This window comes from Sphingomonas sp., assembly GCF_036402235.1.
Taxonomy (GTDB): domain Bacteria; phylum Pseudomonadota; class Alphaproteobacteria; order Sphingomonadales; family Sphingomonadaceae; genus Sphingomonas.
In genome coordinates, this window is the sequence record NZ_DASWTG010000037.1 from 1 (window position 1) to 20,884 (window position 20,884).

General features: G+C 68.5%; 19 protein-coding genes, 1 other RNA gene and 1 pseudogene. 11 read left to right on the forward strand and 10 right to left on the reverse strand.

Translation table 11 applies throughout. The features are described 5' to 3' along the window. Window positions 1-113: 113 nt before the first annotated feature. The 4 genes from flgK (at window position 114) to VGD28_RS07380 (ending at window position 4,409) form a co-directional block, all read left to right on the forward strand. On the forward strand, window positions 114-1,448 hold the full coding sequence (gene flgK, locus VGD28_RS07365; protein WP_331027686.1) for a flagellar hook-associated protein FlgK: 1,335 nt from the start codon (window positions 114-116) through the stop codon (window positions 1,446-1,448). Window positions 1,449-1,453: 5 nt separating this feature from the next. Further along, window positions 1,454-2,362: a flagellin gene (locus VGD28_RS07370; protein WP_331027687.1), complete on the forward strand. Its 909-nt coding sequence runs from the start codon at window positions 1,454-1,456 to the stop codon at window positions 2,360-2,362. A 275-nt stretch (window positions 2,363-2,637) separates the two neighbouring features. After that, the gene (motA, locus tag VGD28_RS07375) at window positions 2,638-3,501 is read left to right on the forward strand and encodes a flagellar motor stator protein MotA (RefSeq protein ID WP_331027688.1); all 864 of its coding nucleotides are present in this window, start codon (window positions 2,638-2,640) and stop codon (window positions 3,499-3,501) included. 2 nt (window positions 3,502-3,503) lie between these two features. Further along, complete coding sequence (locus VGD28_RS07380; RefSeq protein WP_331027689.1) at window positions 3,504-4,409, forward strand: flagellar motor protein MotB; 906 nt, start codon at window positions 3,504-3,506, stop codon at window positions 4,407-4,409. Window positions 4,410-4,415: 6 nt separating this feature from the next. On the opposite strand, the gene VGD28_RS07385 is transcribed toward VGD28_RS07380, so the two are convergent. Together VGD28_RS07385 and VGD28_RS07390 are read right to left on the reverse strand one after the other, a co-directional pair. Next, window positions 4,416-7,220 (reverse strand): TonB-dependent receptor, encoded by a 2,805-nt coding sequence (locus VGD28_RS07385; protein WP_331027690.1) that lies wholly within the window; start codon window positions 7,218-7,220, stop codon window positions 4,416-4,418. Between the two features lie 155 nt (window positions 7,221-7,375). Next, window positions 7,376-7,666: a chorismate mutase gene (locus VGD28_RS07390; RefSeq protein ID WP_331027691.1), complete on the reverse strand. Its 291-nt coding sequence runs from the start codon at window positions 7,664-7,666 to the stop codon at window positions 7,376-7,378. A gap of 141 nt (window positions 7,667-7,807) precedes the next feature. Between VGD28_RS07390 and VGD28_RS07395 the strand changes: the two genes are divergently transcribed. Then, window positions 7,808-8,821 carry a polyprenyl synthetase family protein gene (locus VGD28_RS07395; protein WP_331027692.1) on the forward strand — a complete coding sequence of 338 codons (1,014 nt, stop codon included), beginning with the start codon at window positions 7,808-7,810 and terminating at the stop codon, window positions 8,819-8,821. 8 nt (window positions 8,822-8,829) lie between these two features. Here VGD28_RS07395 and VGD28_RS07400 read toward each other — a convergent pair whose 3' ends face one another. Continuing rightward, window positions 8,830-9,042, reverse strand: coding sequence for a hypothetical protein (locus tag VGD28_RS07400; RefSeq protein ID WP_331027693.1), 213 nt, complete (start codon window positions 9,040-9,042; stop codon window positions 8,830-8,832). A 90-nt stretch (window positions 9,043-9,132) separates the two neighbouring features. Between VGD28_RS07400 and hrpB the strand changes: the two genes are divergently transcribed. The 3 genes from hrpB to VGD28_RS07415 are packed head-to-tail and all read left to right on the forward strand — an operon-like array spanning window position 9,133 to window position 12,304. Beyond that, window positions 9,133-11,664, forward strand: a complete 2,532-nt coding sequence (gene hrpB, locus VGD28_RS07405; protein ID WP_331027694.1) for an ATP-dependent helicase HrpB — start codon at window positions 9,133-9,135, stop codon at window positions 11,662-11,664. Between the two features lie 11 nt (window positions 11,665-11,675). Next, the gene (locus VGD28_RS07410) at window positions 11,676-11,957 is read left to right on the forward strand and encodes an ETC complex I subunit (RefSeq protein WP_331027695.1); all 282 of its coding nucleotides are present in this window, start codon (window positions 11,676-11,678) and stop codon (window positions 11,955-11,957) included. Then, a complete protein-coding gene (locus VGD28_RS07415) occupies window positions 11,954-12,304 on the forward strand; it encodes a nuclear transport factor 2 family protein (RefSeq protein ID WP_331027696.1) in 351 nt (116 codons plus the stop codon). Before VGD28_RS07410 ends, VGD28_RS07415 begins: the two co-directional genes overlap by 4 nt. Here the strand turns inward: VGD28_RS07415 and VGD28_RS07420 are convergent. The 4 genes from VGD28_RS07420 to VGD28_RS07435 are packed head-to-tail and all read right to left on the reverse strand — an operon-like array spanning window position 12,286 to window position 14,919. Then, a complete protein-coding gene (locus tag VGD28_RS07420) occupies window positions 12,286-12,810 on the reverse strand; it encodes an NUDIX hydrolase (protein WP_331027697.1) in 525 nt (174 codons plus the stop codon). The two genes, VGD28_RS07415 and VGD28_RS07420, sit on opposite strands and share 19 nt — an antisense overlap. 2 nt (window positions 12,811-12,812) lie before the next feature. Next, window positions 12,813-13,487 carry a TPM domain-containing protein gene (locus VGD28_RS07425; RefSeq protein WP_331027698.1) on the reverse strand — a complete coding sequence of 225 codons (675 nt, stop codon included), beginning with the start codon at window positions 13,485-13,487 and terminating at the stop codon, window positions 12,813-12,815. After that, window positions 13,487-14,305 carry a TPM domain-containing protein gene (locus VGD28_RS07430; RefSeq protein ID WP_331027699.1) on the reverse strand — a complete coding sequence of 273 codons (819 nt, stop codon included), beginning with the start codon at window positions 14,303-14,305 and terminating at the stop codon, window positions 13,487-13,489. The genes VGD28_RS07425 and VGD28_RS07430 overlap by 1 nt, the downstream gene beginning before the upstream one ends. 23 nt (window positions 14,306-14,328) lie before the next feature. After that, window positions 14,329-14,919: a LemA family protein gene (locus VGD28_RS07435; protein ID WP_331027700.1), complete on the reverse strand. Its 591-nt coding sequence runs from the start codon at window positions 14,917-14,919 to the stop codon at window positions 14,329-14,331. Window positions 14,920-15,074: 155 nt separating this feature from the next. Here VGD28_RS07435 and mscL point away from each other — a divergent pair, with 155 nt between their 5' ends. Beyond that, entirely contained in the window at window positions 15,075-15,509 is a 435-nt protein-coding gene (gene mscL, locus VGD28_RS07440; protein ID WP_331027701.1) for a large conductance mechanosensitive channel protein MscL, read from the forward strand. A gap of 49 nt (window positions 15,510-15,558) precedes the next feature. Here the strand turns inward: mscL and VGD28_RS07445 are convergent, their stop codons facing one another. Beyond that, window positions 15,559-15,990 (reverse strand): Rrf2 family transcriptional regulator, encoded by a 432-nt coding sequence (locus VGD28_RS07445; RefSeq protein WP_331027702.1) that lies wholly within the window; start codon window positions 15,988-15,990, stop codon window positions 15,559-15,561. 47 nt (window positions 15,991-16,037) lie between these two features. Here VGD28_RS07445 and ssrA point away from each other — a divergent pair. Continuing rightward, window positions 16,038-16,400, forward strand: a transfer-messenger RNA (tmRNA) gene (gene ssrA, locus VGD28_RS07450). A gap of 87 nt (window positions 16,401-16,487) precedes the next feature. On the opposite strand, the gene VGD28_RS07455 is transcribed toward ssrA, so the two are convergent. Further along, window positions 16,488-17,657 (reverse strand): serine hydrolase domain-containing protein, encoded by a 1,170-nt coding sequence (locus tag VGD28_RS07455; RefSeq protein WP_331027703.1) that lies wholly within the window; start codon window positions 17,655-17,657, stop codon window positions 16,488-16,490. A 143-nt stretch (window positions 17,658-17,800) separates the two neighbouring features. Here VGD28_RS07455 and VGD28_RS07460 point away from each other — a divergent pair, with 143 nt between their 5' ends. Then, complete coding sequence (locus VGD28_RS07460) at window positions 17,801-20,749, forward strand: DUF3857 domain-containing protein (protein ID WP_331027704.1); 2,949 nt, start codon at window positions 17,801-17,803, stop codon at window positions 20,747-20,749. Window positions 20,750-20,761: 12 nt separating this feature from the next. Here VGD28_RS07460 and VGD28_RS07465 read toward each other — a convergent pair. Continuing rightward, window positions 20,762-20,884: pseudogene (locus VGD28_RS07465) on the reverse strand (IS630 family transposase); the annotation flags it as partial.

The window sequence follows — 20,884 nt, forward strand, 5'->3', positions numbered from 1 at the left end:
GCCAGAACCAGCGCTGGGGAGTCCGCCCCCTCCGTCGCGCTGCGCGCGCCACCTCCCCCTGGCGGGGGAGGATTAGCGATTGGCGCCAACCGTTCCGCGGAAGGTGACTCCAAATGACCGACATGCTCTCGATCGGCGCCAGCGGCGTCCGCGCGTATCAGACCGCGCTGACGACGACGTCGGAGAATATCGCCAATGCCGGCACGGCGGGCTATTCGCGCCGCGTCGCGAACACGCGCGAGGTCGCCGCGCCCAGTGACGGCTCGAACCGCGTGCTCAACGGCCTCGGCGTCACCGTCTCGGGCATCACCCGCACGGGCAGCGATCTGCACAACGCCGAGGTGCGTTCGGCCGGCTCCGACCTCGCGCGCAGCGAAGCGGGCGTGGTGTGGCTGCAGCGGATCGAGGGCGCGCTCACCGGCAACAAGCTCGACGAGCGCCTCACCGCCTTCTTCAACGCGGCGACCGCGCTCGCCGCCGATCCTTCCGCCAGCGCGCCGCGCGCGACGATGCTCCAGGCCGCGGCGAGCCTCGCCGGCAGCTTCTCCGCCACCGGCGCCGCGCTCGATGGCGCGCTCGCCGATCTCGATCGGTCGGCCGATGCCATGGCCGGTCAGCTCAACACGCTCACCGCCAGCCTGGCCAAGGTCAATTCGGCGCTCGGCCGCACCGCGCAGGGCACCAGCGCACAGGCGGCGCTGCTCGACGAACGCGACCGGCTGCTCGACTCGATGAGCGCGCTCACCGATGTCAGCGTCAGCTTCGACGCCGCGGGCCGCGCCAGCGTCAAGGCCGGCGGCAGCGGTCCGCTGCTCGTCCAGGGCGATCAGGCGGCGGTCGCGACCTATGCGCGCGGCCCCGGCGGCGCGACCTCGTTCGCGGTCTACGGCATCGATGGCAGCCACGCGCTCACGCCCGGCGGCGGCGCATTGGCAGGCATTGCGGAGGGCGCCGCGCGCATCGCCGATGCCCGTGACGCGCTCGACCGGATCGCGGTCGACCTGGCCAGCGGCGTCAACACCGTCCAGGCCGGGGGCCACGACCTCGACGGCAATGCCGGTGCGGCGATGTTCAGCGCCACTGGCGCATCCGACTTCAAGCTCGTGCTCGACGATCCGCGCGGCATCGCCGCGGCGGCGCCAGGCGGCGGCGAGCGGAGCAACGGCAATCTCACCGCGCTCGCCGCGCTGCGCACCAGCGGCAGGTTCGAGGGCAGCCTGACCACGCTCACCACCGACAATGCCAGCGCGCTTTCCGCGCGCCGCTCGGTCGCCGAGGTGCAGTCGACGATCCGCGCCAACGCCGCCGCGACGCGTGATTCGGTCGCCGGCGTCAATGTCGACGAGGAAGCGGTTGATTTGATCCGCTTCCAGCAGGCCTATCAGGCGTCGAGCCGTGTCATCCAGGTCGCGCGCGAGACGCTCGACGCCATCTTCAACATCCGGTGATCGCGATGCGTGTGACAACCGCCCAGAGCTTCGACCGCCCTTCGCTGCTGATGGCGAGCCTGAACAGCCAGGCCGACCGGCTGCAGATACAGGTCGCGACCGGCAAGAAGATCCTCGCGCCTTCGGACAGCGCCTCCGGCTGGCAGCAGCTTGCCGGCCTCAAGCGCGCCGCCTCCGACGAGGGCGCATACGGCGCCAACATCAAGATGGCGCAGTCGCTGCTCGCCGCCACCGACACCGCGCTCGACACGATCGAGACCCAGCTCCAGCGCGCCAAGGCGTTCGCGGTGCAGGCCAATAGCGAGACCGTGACGCCCGAAGGCCGCGCCGCGATCCTCAAGGATGTCGAGGCGATCATCGCCGACCTGCTCGGCGTGGCGAACGCGAAGGACAGCCGCGGCCAGCCTTTGTTTGGCGGCGCGGCCGGGGACGCGGCCTATGCCCGCCAGCCCGACGGCTCGATCGCCTATGTCGGCCAGGGCGAGGCTGCGCCGATCCCGGTCGGCGACGGTGTCGAGATCGCCGCGACCGAAACCGGCGCTCGCGCCTTTGGCGGCATCCCCGGAGCGAACGGCGCGACCGACATGTTCGCTATCCTCAATGCCTTCGCCGCCGCGCTTCAGCCTGGCGCCGCGCCGGGCGGGATCGAGACCGCGATGAACGATCTCGACGCCGCGATCGAACAGGTCGGCACCACCCGCGCCTCGGTCGGCGCGCGCGCCTTCCGCATGGATCTGGAGGCTGACCGCCTGATCGACGCCGACACCGCGCGCGAGACGACCCGCTCGGGCATCGAGGACGCCGACACCGCCGCCTCGATCGCCGAATTGCAGAAGACGCTGACGATCCTGCAGGCGACCCAGGCGAGCTTCACCAAGCTCACCAGCCTGTCGCTGTTCGACTATATCCGCTGAGCCGGGAACACCCTCGACGAATTCAGCTTGCAATGTTGGATTTGTTCTGGTTTTGTTCGGGCGACTTCCCCTTGTTCGCGTGTGTGGTCGCAACGGGGAGAGCCAAGGGGGGCACATAGCGTAAACTTTGTGTCAACTTCCGGCCGGGCGGCGCCGATATTCGAATGGCCCGACCGTCCTGTTAACCACATCCTAGCGCTTTTCCGCTCAAGTTCCGGCTCGCGCTGCCGTTTCTACGGGTAACCAAGCCAGCGCCGGGGGTAGCGAGCGAAGTCATGTTTCCTGCAATCGGTTTCGTCGTCCTCATCGCCATGGTGTTCGGCGGCTTCGCCATCACCGGCGGCGCGCTCGAGCCCGTGCTGCACGCGCTGCCGCACGAGATGCTCATCATCGGCGGCGCCGCGCTCGGTGCGCTGATCATCGGCAATTCGGGCCGCGAGCTCAAGGCGCTCGGCGGCGGGTTCATGAAGGTGCTCAAGGGGCCAAAGTACAAGAAGCAGGACTATCTCGACGTCATCTTCCTCGTCAGCAAGTTGATGAAGATGCTGCGCGTTGATGGCCCGATCGCGCTCGAGCCGCATGTCGAGGATCCCAAATCCTCCGCGATCTTCGCCGAATATCCCCGCCTGCTCGCCGATCACACGCTGGTCGACCTGATCGCCGACACGCTGCGTCTCGTCGTCGTCTCCTCGGGCACGCTCGACGTGCACGCGGTCGAGGACGTGATGGACAATGCCATCAAGACCCACCACCACCATGTCGAGGAGCCTCAGCACGCGCTGCAGGGTCTGGCCGACGCGCTGCCCGCTCTCGGCATCGTCGCGGCGGTGCTCGGCGTGGTGAAGACGATGGGCTCGATCGACAAGCCGCCGGCGATCCTCGGCGCGATGATCGGCTCGGCGCTGGTCGGCACCTTTCTCGGCGTGTTGCTCGCCTATGGCCTGGTCGGGCCGCTGGCGGGGCGTCTTAAGCAGATCATCGATGCCGACGCCGCGATCTATCACACGGTCAAGCAGATCATCATCGCCTCGCTGCACGGCCATCCGCAGCCGCTGGTGATCGAGGCAGCGCGCTCGGGCATCGCGCACCACAACCAGCCGGGCTTCGCCGAAGTGTTCGACGGCCTGCGCGGTAGGTAAGCATGACGGCGAGGGCGCCTCATGCGGCGAAACAGCCGCCCAAGATCATCGTCAAGAAGGTCTTCGTCGAGGGCGGCGGCGGCCATCACGGCGGCGCATGGAAGGTCGCGTATGCGGATTTCGTGACCGCGATGATGGCGTTCTTCCTGCTGATGTGGCTGCTCGGCGCGACCAACGAGAAGCAGCGCAAGGCGCTGGCGGATTATTTCGCGCCCACGCTGATCGAGTTCAAGCAGAACAGCGCCGGCTCCAACGGCCTGCTCGGCGGCGACGCGATGCAGGGCAAGGACAATTACCCGACCATGGCCAAGCAGACCGGCACGCGATCGATGACAATTCCGGCCGGCGCGCAGGGCGGCGACGAGGTCGGCACCGGCGATCAGGGCAGCCTCAAGAACAAGGAGGCGATGGACGCCGAGGACCGCCAGGGCTTCGCCAAGATGAAGGCGCAGATCGAGCGCCGGATCAAGACCACTCCCGGTCTCGCCAAGCTCGGCAAGCATGTCCGCTTCGTGCCGACGCGCGACGGCATGCGCATCGACCTCATGGACAATGCCGATTATTCGATGTTCGCGCTGGGCACGACCAGCTTCGTGCCCGAGGCGGCGAAGCTGGTCGCAATGGTCGCCGAATCGATCGCTGGCTCGGAGAACCCGATCATGATCCGCGGCCATACCGACAGCCTCGGCTATGGCGATCCGCAGAACATGAACAACTGGATGCTCTCGAGCGCGCGCTCCGAAGAGACCCGCCGCCGCCTCGCCGCGGGCGGCGTTTCCGAGCCTCGCTTCGAGCGGATCGAGGGCGTCGCCGACCGCGAGCCGCTGATCAAGGCCAACCCCGCCGACCCGCGCAACCGCCGCGTGGCGATCACGCTGCTCTACCGCAAGAGCAAGCTCGACCGGTAGGGTTGGTCAGAAGAACATCTTGCGGATGCTGATCTGCACCGTTCGACCGACCGGGTCGAGCTGCGCCGGCTGATGGCTGAGCGGCGTCGCGCCGGTCTCGTCGGTCACCCGCAGGCGCTGGTCGAACAGATTGTCGATCGACAGCGTGATCCGCGTGCCTGCCAGCCAGCGATTGTCGCGCACGAACTTGAAGTCGGGCGAGAGGTTGGCGAACAGGCGCAGGTTCACCGTCGCCATATCGTCGAAGCGAAGCTCCTCGGCCGCGCCCGCCGTGCCGCCACGCACGCGGGTCGCGCTCCTCCAATCGGCATTGACGCGCAGTCCGATCCCGTCCCGGACGACGCCGGCACGCAATTCCACCTCATGGCGCGGAGCGCCGCCGCGGCTTCCGAACGCTGCGCCGTTCAGCCGGTCGAGCACCGGCAGGCCTTCGCGAATGGTCAGCCGATCGGTGAGCGCGATGGTGTGGAACAGGCCGAGCTGGAAGCGGCCGCCATTGGCGCCGCCGCCACCCAATCCGCCGCGGAAGCCGCCGCCGCGCCCGCCAAAGCCCGCGCCGGGACCCCGCCCGCCTTCGCCGAAGCGCCGCGGGCCTTCGCCGGGGCCGCGCTCACCCGTCGGTGGAGTCTCCCCCTGCTGCCCAGCCTCGCGCGCGGCCTCGCGCGCCGCCTGTCGTGCGGCGCGCTGCGCCTGCATCTGCTCGGCGCGCTGCCGCGCCAGCGGCGAACTGATCTGCTTGGAGAAATTGATGCCCCAGCGCACTTCCTCACGCTCGCTGCGCAGGAAATTGACCGGCCGGTTGTCGATCTGGAGCAGCCGTCCGCTGCCGTCGCGCACGAACCGGCCGGGAAACGCGGCTTCGATTTCCGCGGTCACCGCCGGAAAGCCCTGGCTCAGATTGCGGATCGTGCTCTTGTTGTAATCGACGTTGAAGCTGAGGTCGGTGTTCTTGATCGGCCGCACATTGAGTCCGAGCTTCATCGCGCTGCGGTCGCTCGCCAGCAGATTGGGATTGCCGCCTTCGATCCTGGTGATGTCCACCGTCTCGCCGCGCACGAAATCGAAAACGCGCACGTTCGGCGTCGCCACCACCGCATCGCCGAGCTGCTGCGCCGAGGGCGCGCCCTCCTCTTCGGTGAAGGTCGCGAGGAAGCGTACGCCGTCGATCGGCGACCAGTTGGCGCCGTAGCCATAGGTGAGGAGCGTGCCGAAATCGGAGAGTTCCTCGAGCTCGACATTCGCGTTGAGCGAGAGATTTCCGAGCGCGGAGAGCACTGCGCGGCTACGGCTGGCGATCGGCAGGTCGATATTGGCACGCACGCTGCCGGTATCGCGGCCGATGTCGGAGGTGGTGAACAAGCCGCGGCGCAGCGATTGCGCGGTGAGGTCGTTCGTCCGCCCCGCCACGCGCAGGCTGGTCGAGATTTCGCCCGCGGGCAGCTTGGCCAGCGGACCGCTCACCAGCGCGTTGACTGACCCGACATTGGAGACCGAGTTCGACCGGTCCGCCGGGCGGATCGCCCACATATCGGCCGGAATCGCGCCGAACGGATTGAAGGCAGGGTCGCCCGCATCGAGCCGGCTCTGCAGCACCAGCGTGTCGACGCCGGTATCGGTGAGCGTGCGCCGTTCCGACCGCTCCCAATTGCCGGTGACCGACCAGCGCCAGCGCGGCGACAGGTCGCCGTTGAGCGAGAAGCCGCCCTGCAGCGACCGGTTGTTCGAGCTGCGCTCGAGCGGCGAGAACTGGTCGTAATAGCGATAGAGCTGCGTGTCGGCGGCAAAGGGCGAGAAGGGATTGGCGCCGGGCAGGGTCAGGGTCGCGCTGGGCAGGCCGAGCAGCGATTCGCTCTGGCTCTGCTCGAGGCGCAGCGTCGCTGTCGCGGAAACCTTGCCGATCGCGCGATTGAGCACGGCGTTGATCGCAAGATTCTCGGTCTGAGGCTGCAGGGTGCGGTAGGGCGAGAGATCGGTCTGGTTCAGCCGGTTGGCACCGGCGGCGAAGCTGCCGAGCGGCACTGCGCCCGCGGCTGCCGCGGCCGGAGCTCCCGCCGTGGTGACGAGCGTGCCGGCAAGCGCGCTCAGCGCCGGATCGATCTCCCCGTTCGGCAGCAGGCCGCGGATGTTGCCGATCCGGTCGAAGGGCGAGCTCAGCGCTTCGGTGATGATATCGCGGTCGCTTTCGAGCAGCCGGGACTCGCGCTCATATTCGACTTCGATGTTGATCCGGCCGTCGCGATTGATGCGCAGCAGGCCGAAGTCGAACTCCTGCCCGTCGCGGCCGCCGGCGGTGGCGAAGCTCGCATCCGCTTCGGCGGTGATCGCGCGGAAGCGGCGGCGCAGCACGAAATTGACCACGCGCTGATCGGCGCGATAGCCGAGCTTAAGCGCCGCTTCCTCGGGCAGGATATCGATGCGCTCGATCGCCTCGGGCGGAATGCCGCGAATCTCCGCCATGCCCGAAATCGGCCGGCCGCTCAGCAACAGCACCGGCGGGCCGCCGCTGGCGCTGCGCGTCTGCGGCTCGAGCTCGGCGAGCAGCTCGGTGATCGAGCTGACGCCATAAGCGCGGATGTCCGCCGGGTTTAGGATCAGCTCGGGCTTGACGTCACCCGGCACCGCGCCGCGCAGCTGTCCGGTGACGACGACTTCCTCGCCCTCGAGCTCCTCGACCACGTCACCGCCGGCACCGGCAGGCGAAGGCGCTGGCTCCTGCTCCTGCGCGGGTGCCGGGGGCGGCACGTCCTGCGCCGCGGCCATCGCCGCCGGCGCCGCCATCAACCCCGTCATCACCCACGCCGCGCGCCGCATTCGTCCCTCCCGCAATCTCGCCGGCATGCGGCCGGCCCAGGCTCCTTAGGCAGGATTTGTCGCAAAATTATGCCTGCAAGAAGAATTAGTCGGACAGATAGCGCGCAGCGTCCGGAGGCCCGCCCACGGCGGTCGGTTGACGCCCGTCCCGCCGCTCAGCCTTCGGTCTTCCCCTGCATCCGTGCGTGGTGACGGATCACCTCGTCGATGATGAAGCGGAGGAACTTCTCGGAGAATTCGGGGTCGAGATCGGCCTGCGCCGCGAGCTCGCGAAGCCGCGCGATCTGGCGATCCTCACGCCCCGGATCGGCGGGAGGAAGCCCCGTCTCGGCCTTGTAGCGGCCGACCGCCTGGGTGATCTGGAAACGCTCGGCGAGCAGGAAGACCAGCGCCGCGTCGATCCGGTCGATGCTCTGGCGATAGCGTTGCAGGGTCTCGTCGCTCATGAACTGTCCTTGATTGTGTCAGCTGCGCTGACCGCGCGGCGCCGGCCCGCATCAGGCTCAGCGCTTGTTGCGCCGCTTTTATGCGGGCGCAACCCCCACGCACTTGCCTTTCCGGTGCGTTCCCGCCACATCGCGCCCAGCATGAGCGCGACCATTCACCGTATCGGCCGCGGGGCGGCGCCCTCGCTCGACCCCATGATCGCGCTGGTCGCGGCGGACATGAACCTGGTCAACGCCGTGATCCTCGACCGGATGCAGTCGCAGATCCCGCTGATCCCCGAGCTTGCCGGGCATCTGATCGCGGGCGGCGGCAAGCGCATGCGGCCGATGCTAACGCTGGCGAGCGCGCGGCTGCTTGACTATTCGGGCGCACGCCACCACCGCCTCGCGGCCGCGGTCGAGTTCATCCACACCGCGACCCTGCTCCACGACGATGTCGTCGACGGATCCGACATGCGCCGCGGCAAGCGCACCGCCAACCTGATCTGGGGCAATCCGGCAAGCGTGCTGGTCGGCGATTTTCTGTTCTCGCGCAGCTTCGAGCTGATGGTCGAGGACGGCAGCCTCAAGGTGCTCAAGATTTTGTCCAACGCCTCGGCGGTGATCGCGGAGGGCGAGGTGAACCAGCTCACCGCCGCGCGCCGCATCGACCTGGCCGAGGAGCGCTATCTCGAGATCATCGGCGCCAAGACCGCCGCCCTGTTCGCCGCCGCGTGCCGCATCGCCGCGGTCGTCGCCGAGCGGACCGAAGCGGAGGAAGGTGCGCTCGACACCTATGGCCGCAATCTCGGCATCGCGTTCCAGCTGGTCGATGATGCGATCGACTATGTCTCGGATGCAGGAACGATGGGCAAGGATGCGGGCGACGATTTCCGCGAAGGCAAGATGACGCTCCCCGTCATCCTCGCCTATGCCCGCGGCAGCGAGGACGACCGCGCCTTCTGGAAGGAAGCCGTGCTCGGCCGCCGCATCGGCGACGACGACTTCGCCCATGCGGTCGGCCTGGTGCAATCCAGCCGCGCGGTTGACGATACGCTGGCACGCGCGCGGCACTATGGCCAGCGCGCGATCGATGCGCTCGGCATCTTCCCCGCAAGCGCTGCCAAGGATGCGATGATCGAGGCGGTCGAGTTCGCGGTCGCGCGCGCCTATTGAGCGGCCCGCTACACCTCGCTCTCTTCGCCCTCGTCCTCGTCCGCGCCGAGCGCGTCCTCCTCATCCTCGTCGAGCGCGTCGTCGATCGCCTCGCTGATCAGGTCGAGCTGCTCGTAGCTCGCGGTCAGCTCGATCGTCTCGCCATCGTCGTCCTCGATGCTGATCAGATAATCGCCATTGCCGTCCGCGGCGATGCTGAAGCTCGAAAGCGTGCGTGCCATGTCCCGTCTCCTTCAAACCGCGCAACGCGCATCGCGCGATTGGGTGCCATGCCGCTTCAAGCAATGCGGTGAATTGCGTAGGGCAGACTTGTGAACGACCTTCCGATCCATGCCGTGCTGCCCGATCTGCTCGCCGCATTGCGCGACGCGAGCAACGCCGTGCTGGTCGCCCCGCCGGGCGCGGGCAAGACCACCGCGGTCGCCCCCGCGCTGCTCGGCGAAGGCTGGTGCGCGGGTGAGATCCTCCTGCTCTCACCCCGCCGCCTCGCCGCACGCGCCGCCGCCGAGCGGATGGCGGCGCTGGCGGGCGAGCGGGTCGGCGAGACCTATGGCTACGCGACGCGGATGGACACGCGCCGCTCGACCCGGACGCGCGTGACGGTCGTCACCGAGGGCATCTTCGTCAACCGCATCCAGGCCGATCCCGAGCTGGCCGGCATCTCGGCAGTGCTGTTCGACGAGGTGCATGAGCGCAGCCTCGACAGCGACTTCGGCCTCGCGCTCGCGCTCGACGCACAGATGGCGTTGCGGCCCGATCTGCGACTGGTGGCGATGTCCGCCACCCTCGACGGCGCACGTTTCTCCGCCCTGATGAGCGATGCCCCGGTGATCGAGAGCGAGGGGCGGAGCCATCCGCTCGAGCTGCGCCACCTCGGCCGGGCCGCGGAGGCGCGGATCGAGGAGTCGGTCGCCGCGGCGGTCCGCCAGGCGCTGCGCGAGACCGATGGCGGGATCCTCGCCTTTCTCCCCGGCGTCGCCGAGATCGAGCGGACGGCCGAACGGCTCGGCGACACGCCGGGCACGGTCCTCCACAAGCTGCACGGCAGCCTCGATCCCGCCGCGCAGCGCGCCGCCATCGCCCCGGACCGCGAGGGCCGGCGCAAGATCGTGCTCGCGACCTCGATCGCCGAGACCTCGCTGACCCTCGACGGCATCCACGTGGTGATCGATTCGGGCCTGGCTCGCCGCCCGCGCTACGATCGCGCCGCGGGCATGACCCGGCTCGTCACCGAACGCGCGAGCCAGGCCGCGGTCACCCAGCGCGCGGGCCGTGCTGCGCGGCAGGGGCCGGGGATCGCCTATCGCCTGTGGGAGGCGGCCGCCACCGCTGGCCTGCCCCGTTTCGACCCGCCCGAAATCCTCGAGGCCGATCTTTCGGCGCTCACCCTCGATTGCGCGCTATGGGGCGTCGGCGATCCGCGCGACCTCGCCTGGCTCGACCCGCCGCCCGAAGCCGCGGTGCAGGAAGCGCGCACCCGCCTCGCCGCGCTCGAAGCGATCGATGCCGACGGCCGCCCCACTGCGCATGGCAAGGCGATCGCGCAGCTGCCGCTCCCGCCGCGGCTCGGCCATATGCTCGCGCGGGCAGGGGAGATGGGTCTCGCCAAGACTGCGGCGGAAATCGCCGTGCTGCTCGGCGAGCGCGGCCTTGGCGGCCCCGACGCCGATCTCGAGCACCGCCTGCGCCGCTGGAAGAGCGAGCGCGGCCAGCGGGCGGATGGGGCAAGAAGGCTGGCGGAGCGCTGGGCTAGCCTTCTCCCTCCCCCCTCTGGGGAGAGGGGCGGTGCGGCAAGCGAATCGCGCGTGGACAGGCCCCTCTCCCAGCCCTCGCCCCGAGGGGGAGAGGGCTATGCGCCGCTCCGCGACTCCGCCGAAGCCGTCGCCATCTGCGTCGCGCTCGCCTTTCCCGATCGCATCGCGCGACGCCGCGACGCCAGCGGCGAGACCTGGGCGTCGGCGGGCGGCCGCGGCTTCCGGCTCGATCCCGCATCCTCGCTCGCGCGCCATGAATGGCTCGCGGTGGCCGAGACGCAGGGCATGGCCGCCGGTGCGCGTATCCTGTCCGCCGCGCCGATCGATGCGGCGAGCGTCGAGACGCTGTTCGGCCATCGCATCGAGACCCGCCGCACGGTTCGCTTCGATCCGGTGAACGGCCGCGTCGAAACAGCGCGCGAACGCCGCCTCGGCGCAATCCGCCTTTCGTCGGGTCCGGACACCGCCGCCAATCCGGACGAAATCGCCGCCGCGCTGCTCGAAGGGGTGCGCACCCATGGTCTCGACCTGCTGCCCTGGTCCGCCAACGCGCGCGCGCTGCGCATCCGTGCCGCCTATGCTGGGCTCGACACGCTGTCCGACGAAGCGCTGCGCGCCGATCTCGACGATTGGCTCGCCCCCGTGCTCGCCGGCAAGCGCCGCCTCGACGCGATTTCGCCCGAAGCGCTGACGCAGGCGCTGCAGAACCGGCTCGGCTGGGATGGGCAGAAGCAACTCGACCGCCTTGCCCCGGCGCGGCTCGAAACCCCGGCGGGATCGAGCCACGAGATTGACTATGCCGCAGAAGGCGGGCCCGCCGTCGAGGTCCGCGTGCAGGCGCTGTTCGGCCTCGCCACGCATCCCATGCTCGGCGACGGCACCCCGCTGGTGCTTTCGCTCACCTCGCCCGCCGGCCGCCCGATCCAGACGACGCGGGATCTCCCGGGCTTCTGGAAGGGCAGCTGGGCCGATGTCGCCAAGGAGATGCGCGGCCGCTATCCCCGTCACCCCTGGCCCGACGATCCGGCCGCCGCATCGGCGACGCTGCGGACGAAAAATGCGGATGCACGGCGCAGCGGTTCGCGATAAAGGGCGGAGCCATGTCCACCGCACGCATCTATCAGCGCCCGAAGAACGCCATGCAGTCGGGCCGTTTCCGCACCGACCGCTGGGTGCTCGAATTCGACCCCGGCGAGCAGCAGCGCCCCGATCCGCTGACCGGCTGGGCCGGCTCGGGCGACACGCGCAACCAGCTGCGCCTCAACTTCCCCACGCTGGAAGCGGCGCAGGATTATGCCGCGCGCGAAGGCATCGCCTATCACGTCGTCCCCGCGCCGCAGCGCAAGCTCAAGCTCCAGGCTTACGCCGACAACTTCCGGTGAGTCCGGCGGAGCTGCTCGACCGCTGGATCGAGGCGTTCAACGCGGCCGACGCCGACGCGCTCGCCGCGCTCTACCATGACGACGCGGTGAACCATCAGGTGGCCAACGCGCCGGTCGAGGGGCGGGCGGCGATCCATGCGATGTTCGCAGCCGAGTTCGCGGCGGCCGAGATGGTCTGCATCCCGGTCAACCGCATGGCCGACGGCGAATGGGCGGCGATGGAGTGGCAGGATCCCAAGGGGTTCCGCGGCTGCGGCTTCTTCCATGTCGTCGATGGGCGCATCCGGCACCAGCGCGGCTATTGGGACCGGCTGAGCTTCGAACGGCTCTATGCCAGCAGCGACTGACCCAGCACAAGCAGCAGCTTGACGTCGATCGCCATGCCGCGCACGCGGCACGCGGCGACGAATGCGGGCACCTCGGCAAGCTTCACCCGGTGCACGGTGATGCCTTCGCCGTCCACCCCGCCGCCCTCGCTCACGCGAACCAGATCGCGCGCGCGGACCAGCGTGAAGCTCTCGCTGACCATGCCGGGCGAGGAGAAATACTCGCCCAGCGATTCGACCCGGCCCGGGCGGTAGCCGGTCTCCTCCTCCAGCTCGCGCGCCGCGGCGGTTTCCACGGACTCGTCATCGGTCTCGTCGCCGACCAGCCCTGCAGGCAGCTCGAGGCAGGCGCGGCCAAGCGGCACGCGATATTGCTCGACCAGGATGAGGTGGCCGTTCTCGTCGATCGCGACGATCACCGCGGCACGGATGCCGCGGGCGCGCGCGACATACTCCCAGCGGCCCTGCTTCTTCGCGGTGATGAACCTGCCCTGCCAGACCGTCTCGACCGGCGCGTCGGAATCCATTGTCACAATTCGATCAGCCGGTCGGGAAGCTCGTTCGCGTCGCTCTCGGTCTTGGGGAAGTGCTGGGCGAGCACCGTGCCGATCCGCGCCACGGCGTCCGCCATCCCGCCCGCAGGATCGCCCGCGCGGATGCGATCGATCAGCGCCACCATCGCCTCGCCCCACAGCGCGTCATCGACCTTGGCGACGACCGCCGCGTCCGCGACGATCTCCGCGCGGTGCTCGGCGAGGCTCAGATAAAGCAGCACCCCGACGCGCGCCGCGGTGCGCTTCTCCGCGCTTGCCTTGAAGAACTGCACCGCGCGCCGCCGCACCCGCCGCCCGCGCACCGCGGGCGGGATCAGCAGGCCGCGGAAGGGCAGCGCCTCGAACCCGAAGCGCACGGCGAGGAACAGCACTGCCTGCACCACCACGAGCAAGGCGAGCTGGAGATGCCGCTCCGCCTCGCCCCACCCGCCGGTGAACAGCGCCAGCTTGGCATCGAGGAGGCCCGGGAACGCCGCAAACAGCCCCAATGCCGCGAGCATCACCGCGGCGGCATAATAGAGCGAGACGTCGTGATAATGATCCGACCAGTCGGTGACGATCGTGACGATTTCGCTGTCGGTATTGCGCTCGGCCTCGGCGACCGCGCTAGTCACCCGATCGTGCTCGTCGTTCGTGAACCGTCGTGTCATCACCACCCCCCCGATGCGCCGCCGCCGCCGAACGATCCGCCGCCGCCCGAGAAGCCGCCGCCCCCGCCGCCCCAGGACGAGCCGCCGCCACCGCCCCACGAGCTTCCCCCGCCCCAGGAGGAGCCGCCATCGCCACCGCCCCAGCCGGGACCCCAGATCACGACCGGTGCGCCGCCGCGGCGATATTTCCTGCCCCGCGCCGCGCCGAGGATGATCGGCAGGACGATCACCAGCACGACAAACAGCCAGAAGGCGGCCACGAACCAGCCTTCGGCGCCGCGCGATCGCTTGCGCTTGCCGCTGTCGATCAGCTGCTTGGCGCGCGCCTCGGCGGCTTCGAGCGGGAGCTTCAACTGCTCGTTGATCGCCGTGGCGCCGGCGACGATGCCGCCGCCCATGTCCTGTTGGCGGAAACGGGGAATGATCTCGTTGTCGATGATAAGGCCGGCGAGACCGTCGGTGATGATGGGCTCCAGCCCCTTGCCAACCTCGATCCGTACCGCGCGTTCATTGGGCGCCACGATCAGGATGATGCCGTTGTCCGCTTCCTTCTGGCCGATCTGCCACGCGGTCGCGAGCCGATAGCCATAGTCATCGATCGCATAACCCTGAAGATCGGGAAGGGTCGCAACGACAAGCTGCCGGCCGGTGGCTTTCTCGGTCGCTTCGGACATGGCGGTGATCTGCGCGGCCTGCTCGGGGCTGAGCAGGCTCGCGGCGTCCACCACCCGCCCCGACAATGCCGGGAAGGTCTGTGCCTGCGCGGCTCCAACCGTCATCGCGCAGACGGCCAGCAGCAAGGACAAAATGCGCATCATCGACGCGGCTCCACCGCGTGTGGTCAGCTATTGTTCCCGAAGTCCACCGTCGGTGCGACGTCGGCTCCCGCCTTCGCCTCGAACGGTGTCATCGGCTTGGCGCCATAGAAGATTTTCGCGCCGATCGCGTCGGGGAAGGTGCGAATGGTCGTGTTATACGATTGCACGGCCTGATTATACGCTTCGACCCGGACGTTGATCCGATTCTCCGTTCCGGCGACTTCGCGCAACAGCATCTGGAACGATTGTTGGCTCTGAAGCTGGGGATAGGCCTCGACGGTCGCCAGCAGGCGGCCGAGCGAGCTTCCAAGTTGCCCCTGCGCCAGCTGGAATTGTGCCACGCGATTGGGATCGGTAAGCTGATCTGCGCTTACCTGGATCGATGTTGCCTTGGCGCGCGCGCTCATCACGTCGGTCAGGATCTTGCTTTCCGATCCCGCCGCGCCCTTTACGGTATTGACCAGATTGGGGATCAGATCGGCGCGACGCTGATAAGCAGCCTGGACGTCGGCCCATTTCGCCTTGGCCGCTTCCTCGGCGGTGGGCACGCTGTTGAGGCCGCAGGCCGAAAGCAAGGCCGCCGCAGCCATCGCGGCAACGAGACGAAGCTTCATGTCGAACTATCCCTCCAAGTGTGTCGCATCGATACGACACCGCGAAGGTAGGGGACCGATCGCACGTGCGCAATGACAACCGGCGCTGGACGGATTGCCGCCGTCGAATCCGGCCGTTACGCTGCCGGCCGGACAAGCAAGTCAGGGGTATGTCGATGATCAATGAATTCAAGGCCTTCATCGCGCGCGGCAACGTGCTCGACCTTGCCGTCGCGGTCATCATCGGCGCGGCGTTCGGCAAGATCGTCACCTCGCTGACCGAGGACATCATCATGCCGGTGATCGGCAAGATCTTCGGCGGGCTCGACTTCTCGAGCTATTTCCTGGTGCTGGGCGAGGTGCCGGCGAACCTTCAGGGATCGACCGACTATGCCGCGCTCAAAAAGGCCGGCGTGCCCTTGTTCGGCTATGGCGAGTTCATCACCCAGACGGTCAATTTCCTGATCGTCGCCTTCATCATCTTCCTGCTGGTCCGCGCGGTGAACCGCATCGTCCCTGCAACGCAGACCGCCGCGGCCGAAGATCCCGCCGATGTTGTGCTGCTGCGCGAGATCCGCGACGAGCTCAAGAAGCGCAACGGCGGGGCTTGATTCAATTGCGGTGCCGGCCCGCACCGCGCGCCGTCAGGCGCCAATCAAACTACGCCGCCGCGAGATCCTCGGCGGTGGCATCCGCAAGGCTGGTGCCGTCGAGGATACGCGCGGTCTCGTCGCGCACGCGCGCCATGGCGTGGCGGATCGCGCACGCCGCCTCGTCCTTGCAGTCGAGACAGGGGCGATAGGCGGTGCGGCTGACGCACGGAACCAGCGCCAGCGGCCCTTCGATCACGCGGATGATCTCACCCAGCGAGATCATGTGGTTGGGCCGCGCCAGGCGGTAGCCGCCCATCTTGCCGCGCGTCGAATCGAGGAAGCCCGCCTCGCGCAGATCGGCGAGGATCAGCTCGAGGAACTTGCGCGGCACGTTCGCCTCCGCCGCGATCCGCGTCATCGGCGTCGGCGCGCCTTCCCGTGGCTGCTTCGCCAGAAACAGCATGGCGCGCAGGGCATAACGGGAACGCTGGGTGAGCATGGCACGCTATTTGCTCTCCCTTTACGGCCATCACAAGGCCAAATCCCGCTCTTTTCAATCGGATTTGCACTTCCTATATGGGAACGTGCCGGGTTCGCCCGGCTATGACGATAAATTGTGGCGTGCAATAGACGCAGCGGACCCGGGGGCAGTACCCGGCGGCTCCACCACAAGTGGTGCCAGAACCCTCAAAGGGACTTCTGGACACCGTTTCTGACGGGGCCGAACCAGGATCGACGTGTGTTGAAAAGCGCTGTTTTCGTTCGGAATGGGACCACCGCGACGGCCCATACACACAAGTGCCAACGATAACGAAGCACTCGCTATTGCGGCGTAATCCCAAGACCTAACGGTCTAAGATTACTCTAAAATGCGCGGTTGGACCGCACCGGGCAACAGAAGCGGAATCCAGCGGCCACCAGGGGGGCCGGGCAACAGAACCCCCTGGACCTTCCAAAAGGCGCGGAACACCGGGCAACAGAAGCTCCCACTTCACTTCATTTCTCCCGCGCCAGCCGCTCCTCTTCGCGGGTGAACGCCGTGACGCCCTTGCTGTCCGGCGCGGTCGCAGTCGCGAAGAACGCGACGCCAACGCCCTTCGCGCGGTCGATCCACAGCCCCGAACGCAGCCCATAGGCATCGCCGGCATGGCCGGTGCGCGTGCGGCCATCCCCGAACAGATCGTCCGCGCACCCGTTGCGCGGCGTGGGCAGGAGCGTCACGGCGAGGCCGTACTGGCAGTAGAATCCGTTGGTCGTGTCGCCGTTCGACCCGTCATAGCGCCACGCCACCCGTTCGATCTCCGCAACCGATTCGCGCCTGAGGAAGCTCCCGTCGTTCCGCAGCAGCATCTGCCCGATCACCGCCAGATCGCGCATCGACGCGCGCAGCCCGCCCTGCGGCGAGAATAGCGCGCCATTCTCTCCCAGGCGGTAGCTCGCAAGATCGCATCCCGCCTTCACGATCACCGGACAATCGGGCCGCTTGCCGCCCAGATCGTCGAGCGCCACCGAGCCGTCGGCACGATAGAGCACGACATGGCGCGCGATCTTCGCATCCGAACAGGTCGACCAGTTGAAGCACGCGTCGAGTCCGAGCGGGGCCAGCACCAGCCGCTGCATCAGCCGGTCGAACCGCTCGCCCGACGCCCTTTCCATCACGCTCGCGATCACCGGAAAGGCGATATTGGCATAGCGGAAATGAGCCCCGGGACGGTGCTGCGGATCCCATAGCCGCGGCTGCGCGATCCGGTCGGCGAGGCGCTCGCCCAGCGGCACGCGATATTCGTCGGGATCGATCAGCCCGGACGTGTGCGAAAGCAGCTGGCGCAACGTCACCGGCGCATCGGGAAAGGCCGGGTTGCGCACCCGCCAGCCGAGCAGGTCGCCGACGTCGCGATCGAGATCGAGCTGCCCGGCCTCGACCATCCGCATCACGCCCAGCGCGACGACGAGCTTGGAGATGCTCGCGATGCGGACCGGATCGTCGATCGTCGCGCGCCGCCCGGACACGCGATCCGCCACGCCGCTTGCGCGCGCCGCGGTCATCCCGCGTGCGTCGAACGCCACCCGCGCCTCCGCCGCGACGCCCGCTACCGCCGGATCAAGCCCGGCTGAGGCCGCGCAGCCGGCAAGAAGAAATGCACCGAGCAGGAGGATGAGACGCATGACGCGATCATGCCCGTCCTGCTCCCGAAGACAACCATGCCCGCCATGCACCGAAAGCGATCGTTCCGGCTTCGCGAATGAATCGCGCATCGTCTTGCCGCGCCCCGCGGATCGGATATGGTCCTGCGCCAGGGGGAAATTTCATGCGTAATCTGCTCGTGCTCGGCGCTTTGATCCTGGCCTCGGCGGCCCTGGCGGAGGACAAGCCAAAGGTGGCGCCGGTCCCCGCCTGGGTGAGCGAGTATCCCAGGGCCGGGAAGGGGAGCGCGCCCGCGCCGTCCCTGGTCGACGCCCCGCTCGAGATCCTGCGGCTCGACCATCAGTTCCGCTTCGGCGCGCAGACCGACGAGCGATATGTCGAATCCGCGGTCAAGCTGCTCAACCCGCAGGGGCTCGCCGCGATGGGCACCATCGTGCTGCCCTGGCGCCCCGAAAGCGGGACGCTGACCATCCACAAGCTCAACATCGTGCGCGGCGCAGAGACGATCGACGTGCTCGCGAAGCAGAGCTTCACGGTGCTGCGGCGCGAAGGAAAGCTCGAGGAATCGGTCCTCGACGGCCTGCTCACCGCGACGCTCCAGCCCGAAGGCCTTCAGGTCGGAGACGTCATCGAGCTGGCGTTCACGATCACGCATCGCGATCCGGTGCTCGGCGCACATTCGGAGCTTGCCGTCGATCTTCCCGCGGGCTTGCCGGGAACGCGCACGCGGCTGCGCGCCAGCTGGCCCGGCGACCGCCCGCTGCAATGGCGCAAGTCGGGCGAGCTGGGCGAGCCGCGCAAATGGGCCAGCGGGAGCGAGCAGCATGTCGAATGGACGCTCGAGGGGCTGCCAGCGCTCAAGGTGCCCAAGGGCGCGCCGCTGCGCTTCATGCCGGTGCGCCGCGTCGAGTTCACGCAATTTTCCAAATGGGGCGATCTCGCCGCGATCCTGGCCCCGCACTACGAGAAGGCCGCGACACTCGGCGCCAACTCCCCGCTCAAGGCGGAGATCGCGCGGATCCGGGCGATGAGCACCGACCCGAAGGTGCAGGCGGCCGCCGCCCTCAAGCTGGTCCAGGATCGCGTCCGCTACGTCTATCGCGGGATGAACGAAGGCAATCTCGCCCCTGCCGGCGCCGACGAGACCTGGGCGCGGCGCTTCGGCGACTGCAAGGGCAAGACCGCGCTGCTGCTCGCGCTGCTCCACGGGCTGGGCATCGAGGCCGATGCCGCATCGGTCAGCACCGCCGGCGGCGACGGACTCGACGCGCGGCTGCCGATGGCGGGCCTGTTCGACCATGTGCTGGTGCGCGCGCAGATCGGCGGGCGCACCTACTGGCTCGACGGGACGCGCACTGGCGACGGCGCGATCGACGCGATCGACGCCCCGCCCTTTCGCTGGGCGCTCCCGCTTCGGGCGCAGGGTGCGGAGCTGGTCGCGATTCCGCAGCAGCCCCTGGCCCGCCCCGCCAGCGAGACCGACATCTTCATCGACGCCAAGGCCGGCATTTCGCTCCCGGCGCCGATCGAGGTGACGACGGTGACGCGCGGCGACGAGGCGCAGACGCTGCGGCTGCAGCTGGCCCCGCTATCGGCCGAGCAACTCGACACGGCGCTCAAGGCCTATTGGAAGCGCCGCTACGACTTCGTCACGCCGGAGAAGGTGTCCGCTTCGTTCAACGAGCAGACGGGCGAGCACCGGCTCGTGCTGGCCGGCAAGGCCGCGCTGTCGTGGGATGCGGGCGGGGGCTATGAGCTCGATGGCGCCCGGCTGGGATGGGAGATGGATACCGAGCGCGAGGCCGGCACCGACGCCGAGGCGCCCTACGCGGTCAGCTTCCCGCACTATGCGGTGACGCGCGAGCGCATCGACCTGCCGCGCGCGGGCCAGGGCTTCTCGATCAAGGGCGCGGACGTGCCGCTGCGCAAGCTTGCCGGGTATGAATTCGCGCGCCGCACCAGGATCGAGGACGGCGTGCTCGAGATGGAGAGCAGCACGCGCGCGCTGCTGCCGGAGATCTCCGCCGCCGAAGCGCGCGCCGCCGCCGCGCCGATGAAGGCGATGGCCGATGTCACCGTCATGGTGATGGCGCCGCACGACTATCGCGCGACGAGCGCCGAGACCGCGGCACTCGAGAAGGAGATCCCCACGACCGCCGACGGCTGGAACCGGCGCGGCAACAGCCTCATGGAGGACAATCGGCTGGACGATGCGATCGCCGACTTCGACAAGGCGATCAAGCTCGACGCCGACCACGCCACCGCATGGGCCAATCGCGGCATCGCGCTCGCCTGGAAGAAGCAGAACGAGCAGGCGCTCGACAGTCTCGACAAGGCGGCGGCGATCAATCCGCGCCTCGCCTACATCTTTCACGGGCGCGCGATCGTGCTGCAGAATCAGGGCGATCTCGGCGGAGCGGCCGCGGCTCTGGGGCGGGCGATCGACCTGCTCGAGAACAATCTGTGGGCGCATGGCCGCCGTGCCGCGATCCTGATGCTCCAGCGGGAATACGCCAGGGCGCTGGCCGATGCGGACGCCATATTGAAAGTGCAGCCCGGCCAGTCGTTCGCGCAGAACCTGCGCTGGCGCGCGCAGGCGGGATCTGGCGATCTCAAGGGCGCGCTGGCGACGGTCGACGCCGCCATCGCGCGCAGCGACGATCCGGAGGTCTGGTGGCCCGATCGGGCCGGCCTGCTGATCAAGCTCGGCCGCGGCGACGAAGCACGCGCGCTGCTGGCGAAGATGCGCGCCAAATCCCCGCGCGGCGCGTTCGTGCTGAACCAGCTGTGCTGGGTGCAGGCGGGCGCCAAGTTCGATCTGGACCAGGCGCATGCCGATTGCACCACCGCGCTGAAGGTCATGCCGGGAAGCGCGCCGATCATCGACAGCCTGGCGCTGGTGCTATTGCGGCAGGGCAAGTTCGACGAGTCGATCGCGCGCTATTCGGCGGCGTTGGCCAAGGCGCCGAAACAGGCTGCGTCGCTCTACGGCCGCGGCATCGCCAAGCTGAGCAAGGGCGACAAGGCGGGCGGCGATGCCGATGTGAAGGCGGCGATCGCGGAGGATCCGTTCGTCGTGGCCCAGTTCCAGGAAATGGGCATCGCACCCTAGAGTCTGTCCTGTTTAGATTGAGGCATATCCGCTGTTTCTGAGATAGTTGGCGCATTCGTGGGGCGGGAAGGCGTCGAGGAGTTGGCCGATGCGTTTCCATGTTGCCTCGACGGTGCGCTCTGCGGCCTTGCGCAG

Excerpts from the sequence above, each read along its gene's own strand:
- VGD28_RS07400 (WP_331027693.1), bottom strand. The coding sequence starts at position 9,042 with ATGGCACGCACGCTTTCGAGCTTCAGCATCGCCGCGGACGGCAATGGC.
- flgK (WP_331027686.1), top strand. The coding sequence starts at position 114 with ATGACCGACATGCTCTCGATCGGCGCCAGCGGCGTCCGCGCGTATCAG.
- VGD28_RS07390 (WP_331027691.1), bottom strand. The coding sequence starts at position 7,666 with ATGAGCGACGAGACCCTGCAACGCTATCGCCAGAGCATCGACCGGATC.
- VGD28_RS07385 (WP_331027690.1), bottom strand. The coding sequence starts at position 7,220 with ATGCGGCGCGCGGCGTGGGTGATGACGGGGTTGATGGCGGCGCCGGCG.
- VGD28_RS07395 (WP_331027692.1), top strand. The coding sequence starts at position 7,808 with ATGAGCGCGACCATTCACCGTATCGGCCGCGGGGCGGCGCCCTCGCTC.
- VGD28_RS07460 (WP_331027704.1), top strand. The coding sequence starts at position 17,801 with ATGCGTAATCTGCTCGTGCTCGGCGCTTTGATCCTGGCCTCGGCGGCC.
- VGD28_RS07370 (WP_331027687.1), top strand. The coding sequence starts at position 1,454 with ATGCGTGTGACAACCGCCCAGAGCTTCGACCGCCCTTCGCTGCTGATG.
- VGD28_RS07430 (WP_331027699.1), bottom strand. The coding sequence starts at position 14,305 with ATGATGCGCATTTTGTCCTTGCTGCTGGCCGTCTGCGCGATGACGGTT.
- VGD28_RS07435 (WP_331027700.1), bottom strand. The coding sequence starts at position 14,919 with ATGAAGCTTCGTCTCGTTGCCGCGATGGCTGCGGCGGCCTTGCTTTCG.
- VGD28_RS07380 (WP_331027689.1), top strand. The coding sequence starts at position 3,504 with ATGACGGCGAGGGCGCCTCATGCGGCGAAACAGCCGCCCAAGATCATC.
- VGD28_RS07410 (WP_331027695.1), top strand. The coding sequence starts at position 11,676 with ATGTCCACCGCACGCATCTATCAGCGCCCGAAGAACGCCATGCAGTCG.
- VGD28_RS07420 (WP_331027697.1), bottom strand. The coding sequence starts at position 12,810 with ATGGATTCCGACGCGCCGGTCGAGACGGTCTGGCAGGGCAGGTTCATC.
- mscL (WP_331027701.1), top strand. The coding sequence starts at position 15,075 with ATGATCAATGAATTCAAGGCCTTCATCGCGCGCGGCAACGTGCTCGAC.
- motA (WP_331027688.1), top strand. The coding sequence starts at position 2,638 with ATGTTTCCTGCAATCGGTTTCGTCGTCCTCATCGCCATGGTGTTCGGC.
- VGD28_RS07455 (WP_331027703.1), bottom strand. The coding sequence starts at position 17,657 with ATGCGTCTCATCCTCCTGCTCGGTGCATTTCTTCTTGCCGGCTGCGCG.
- VGD28_RS07425 (WP_331027698.1), bottom strand. The coding sequence starts at position 13,487 with ATGACACGACGGTTCACGAACGACGAGCACGATCGGGTGACTAGCGCG.
- VGD28_RS07445 (WP_331027702.1), bottom strand. The coding sequence starts at position 15,990 with ATGCTCACCCAGCGTTCCCGTTATGCCCTGCGCGCCATGCTGTTTCTG.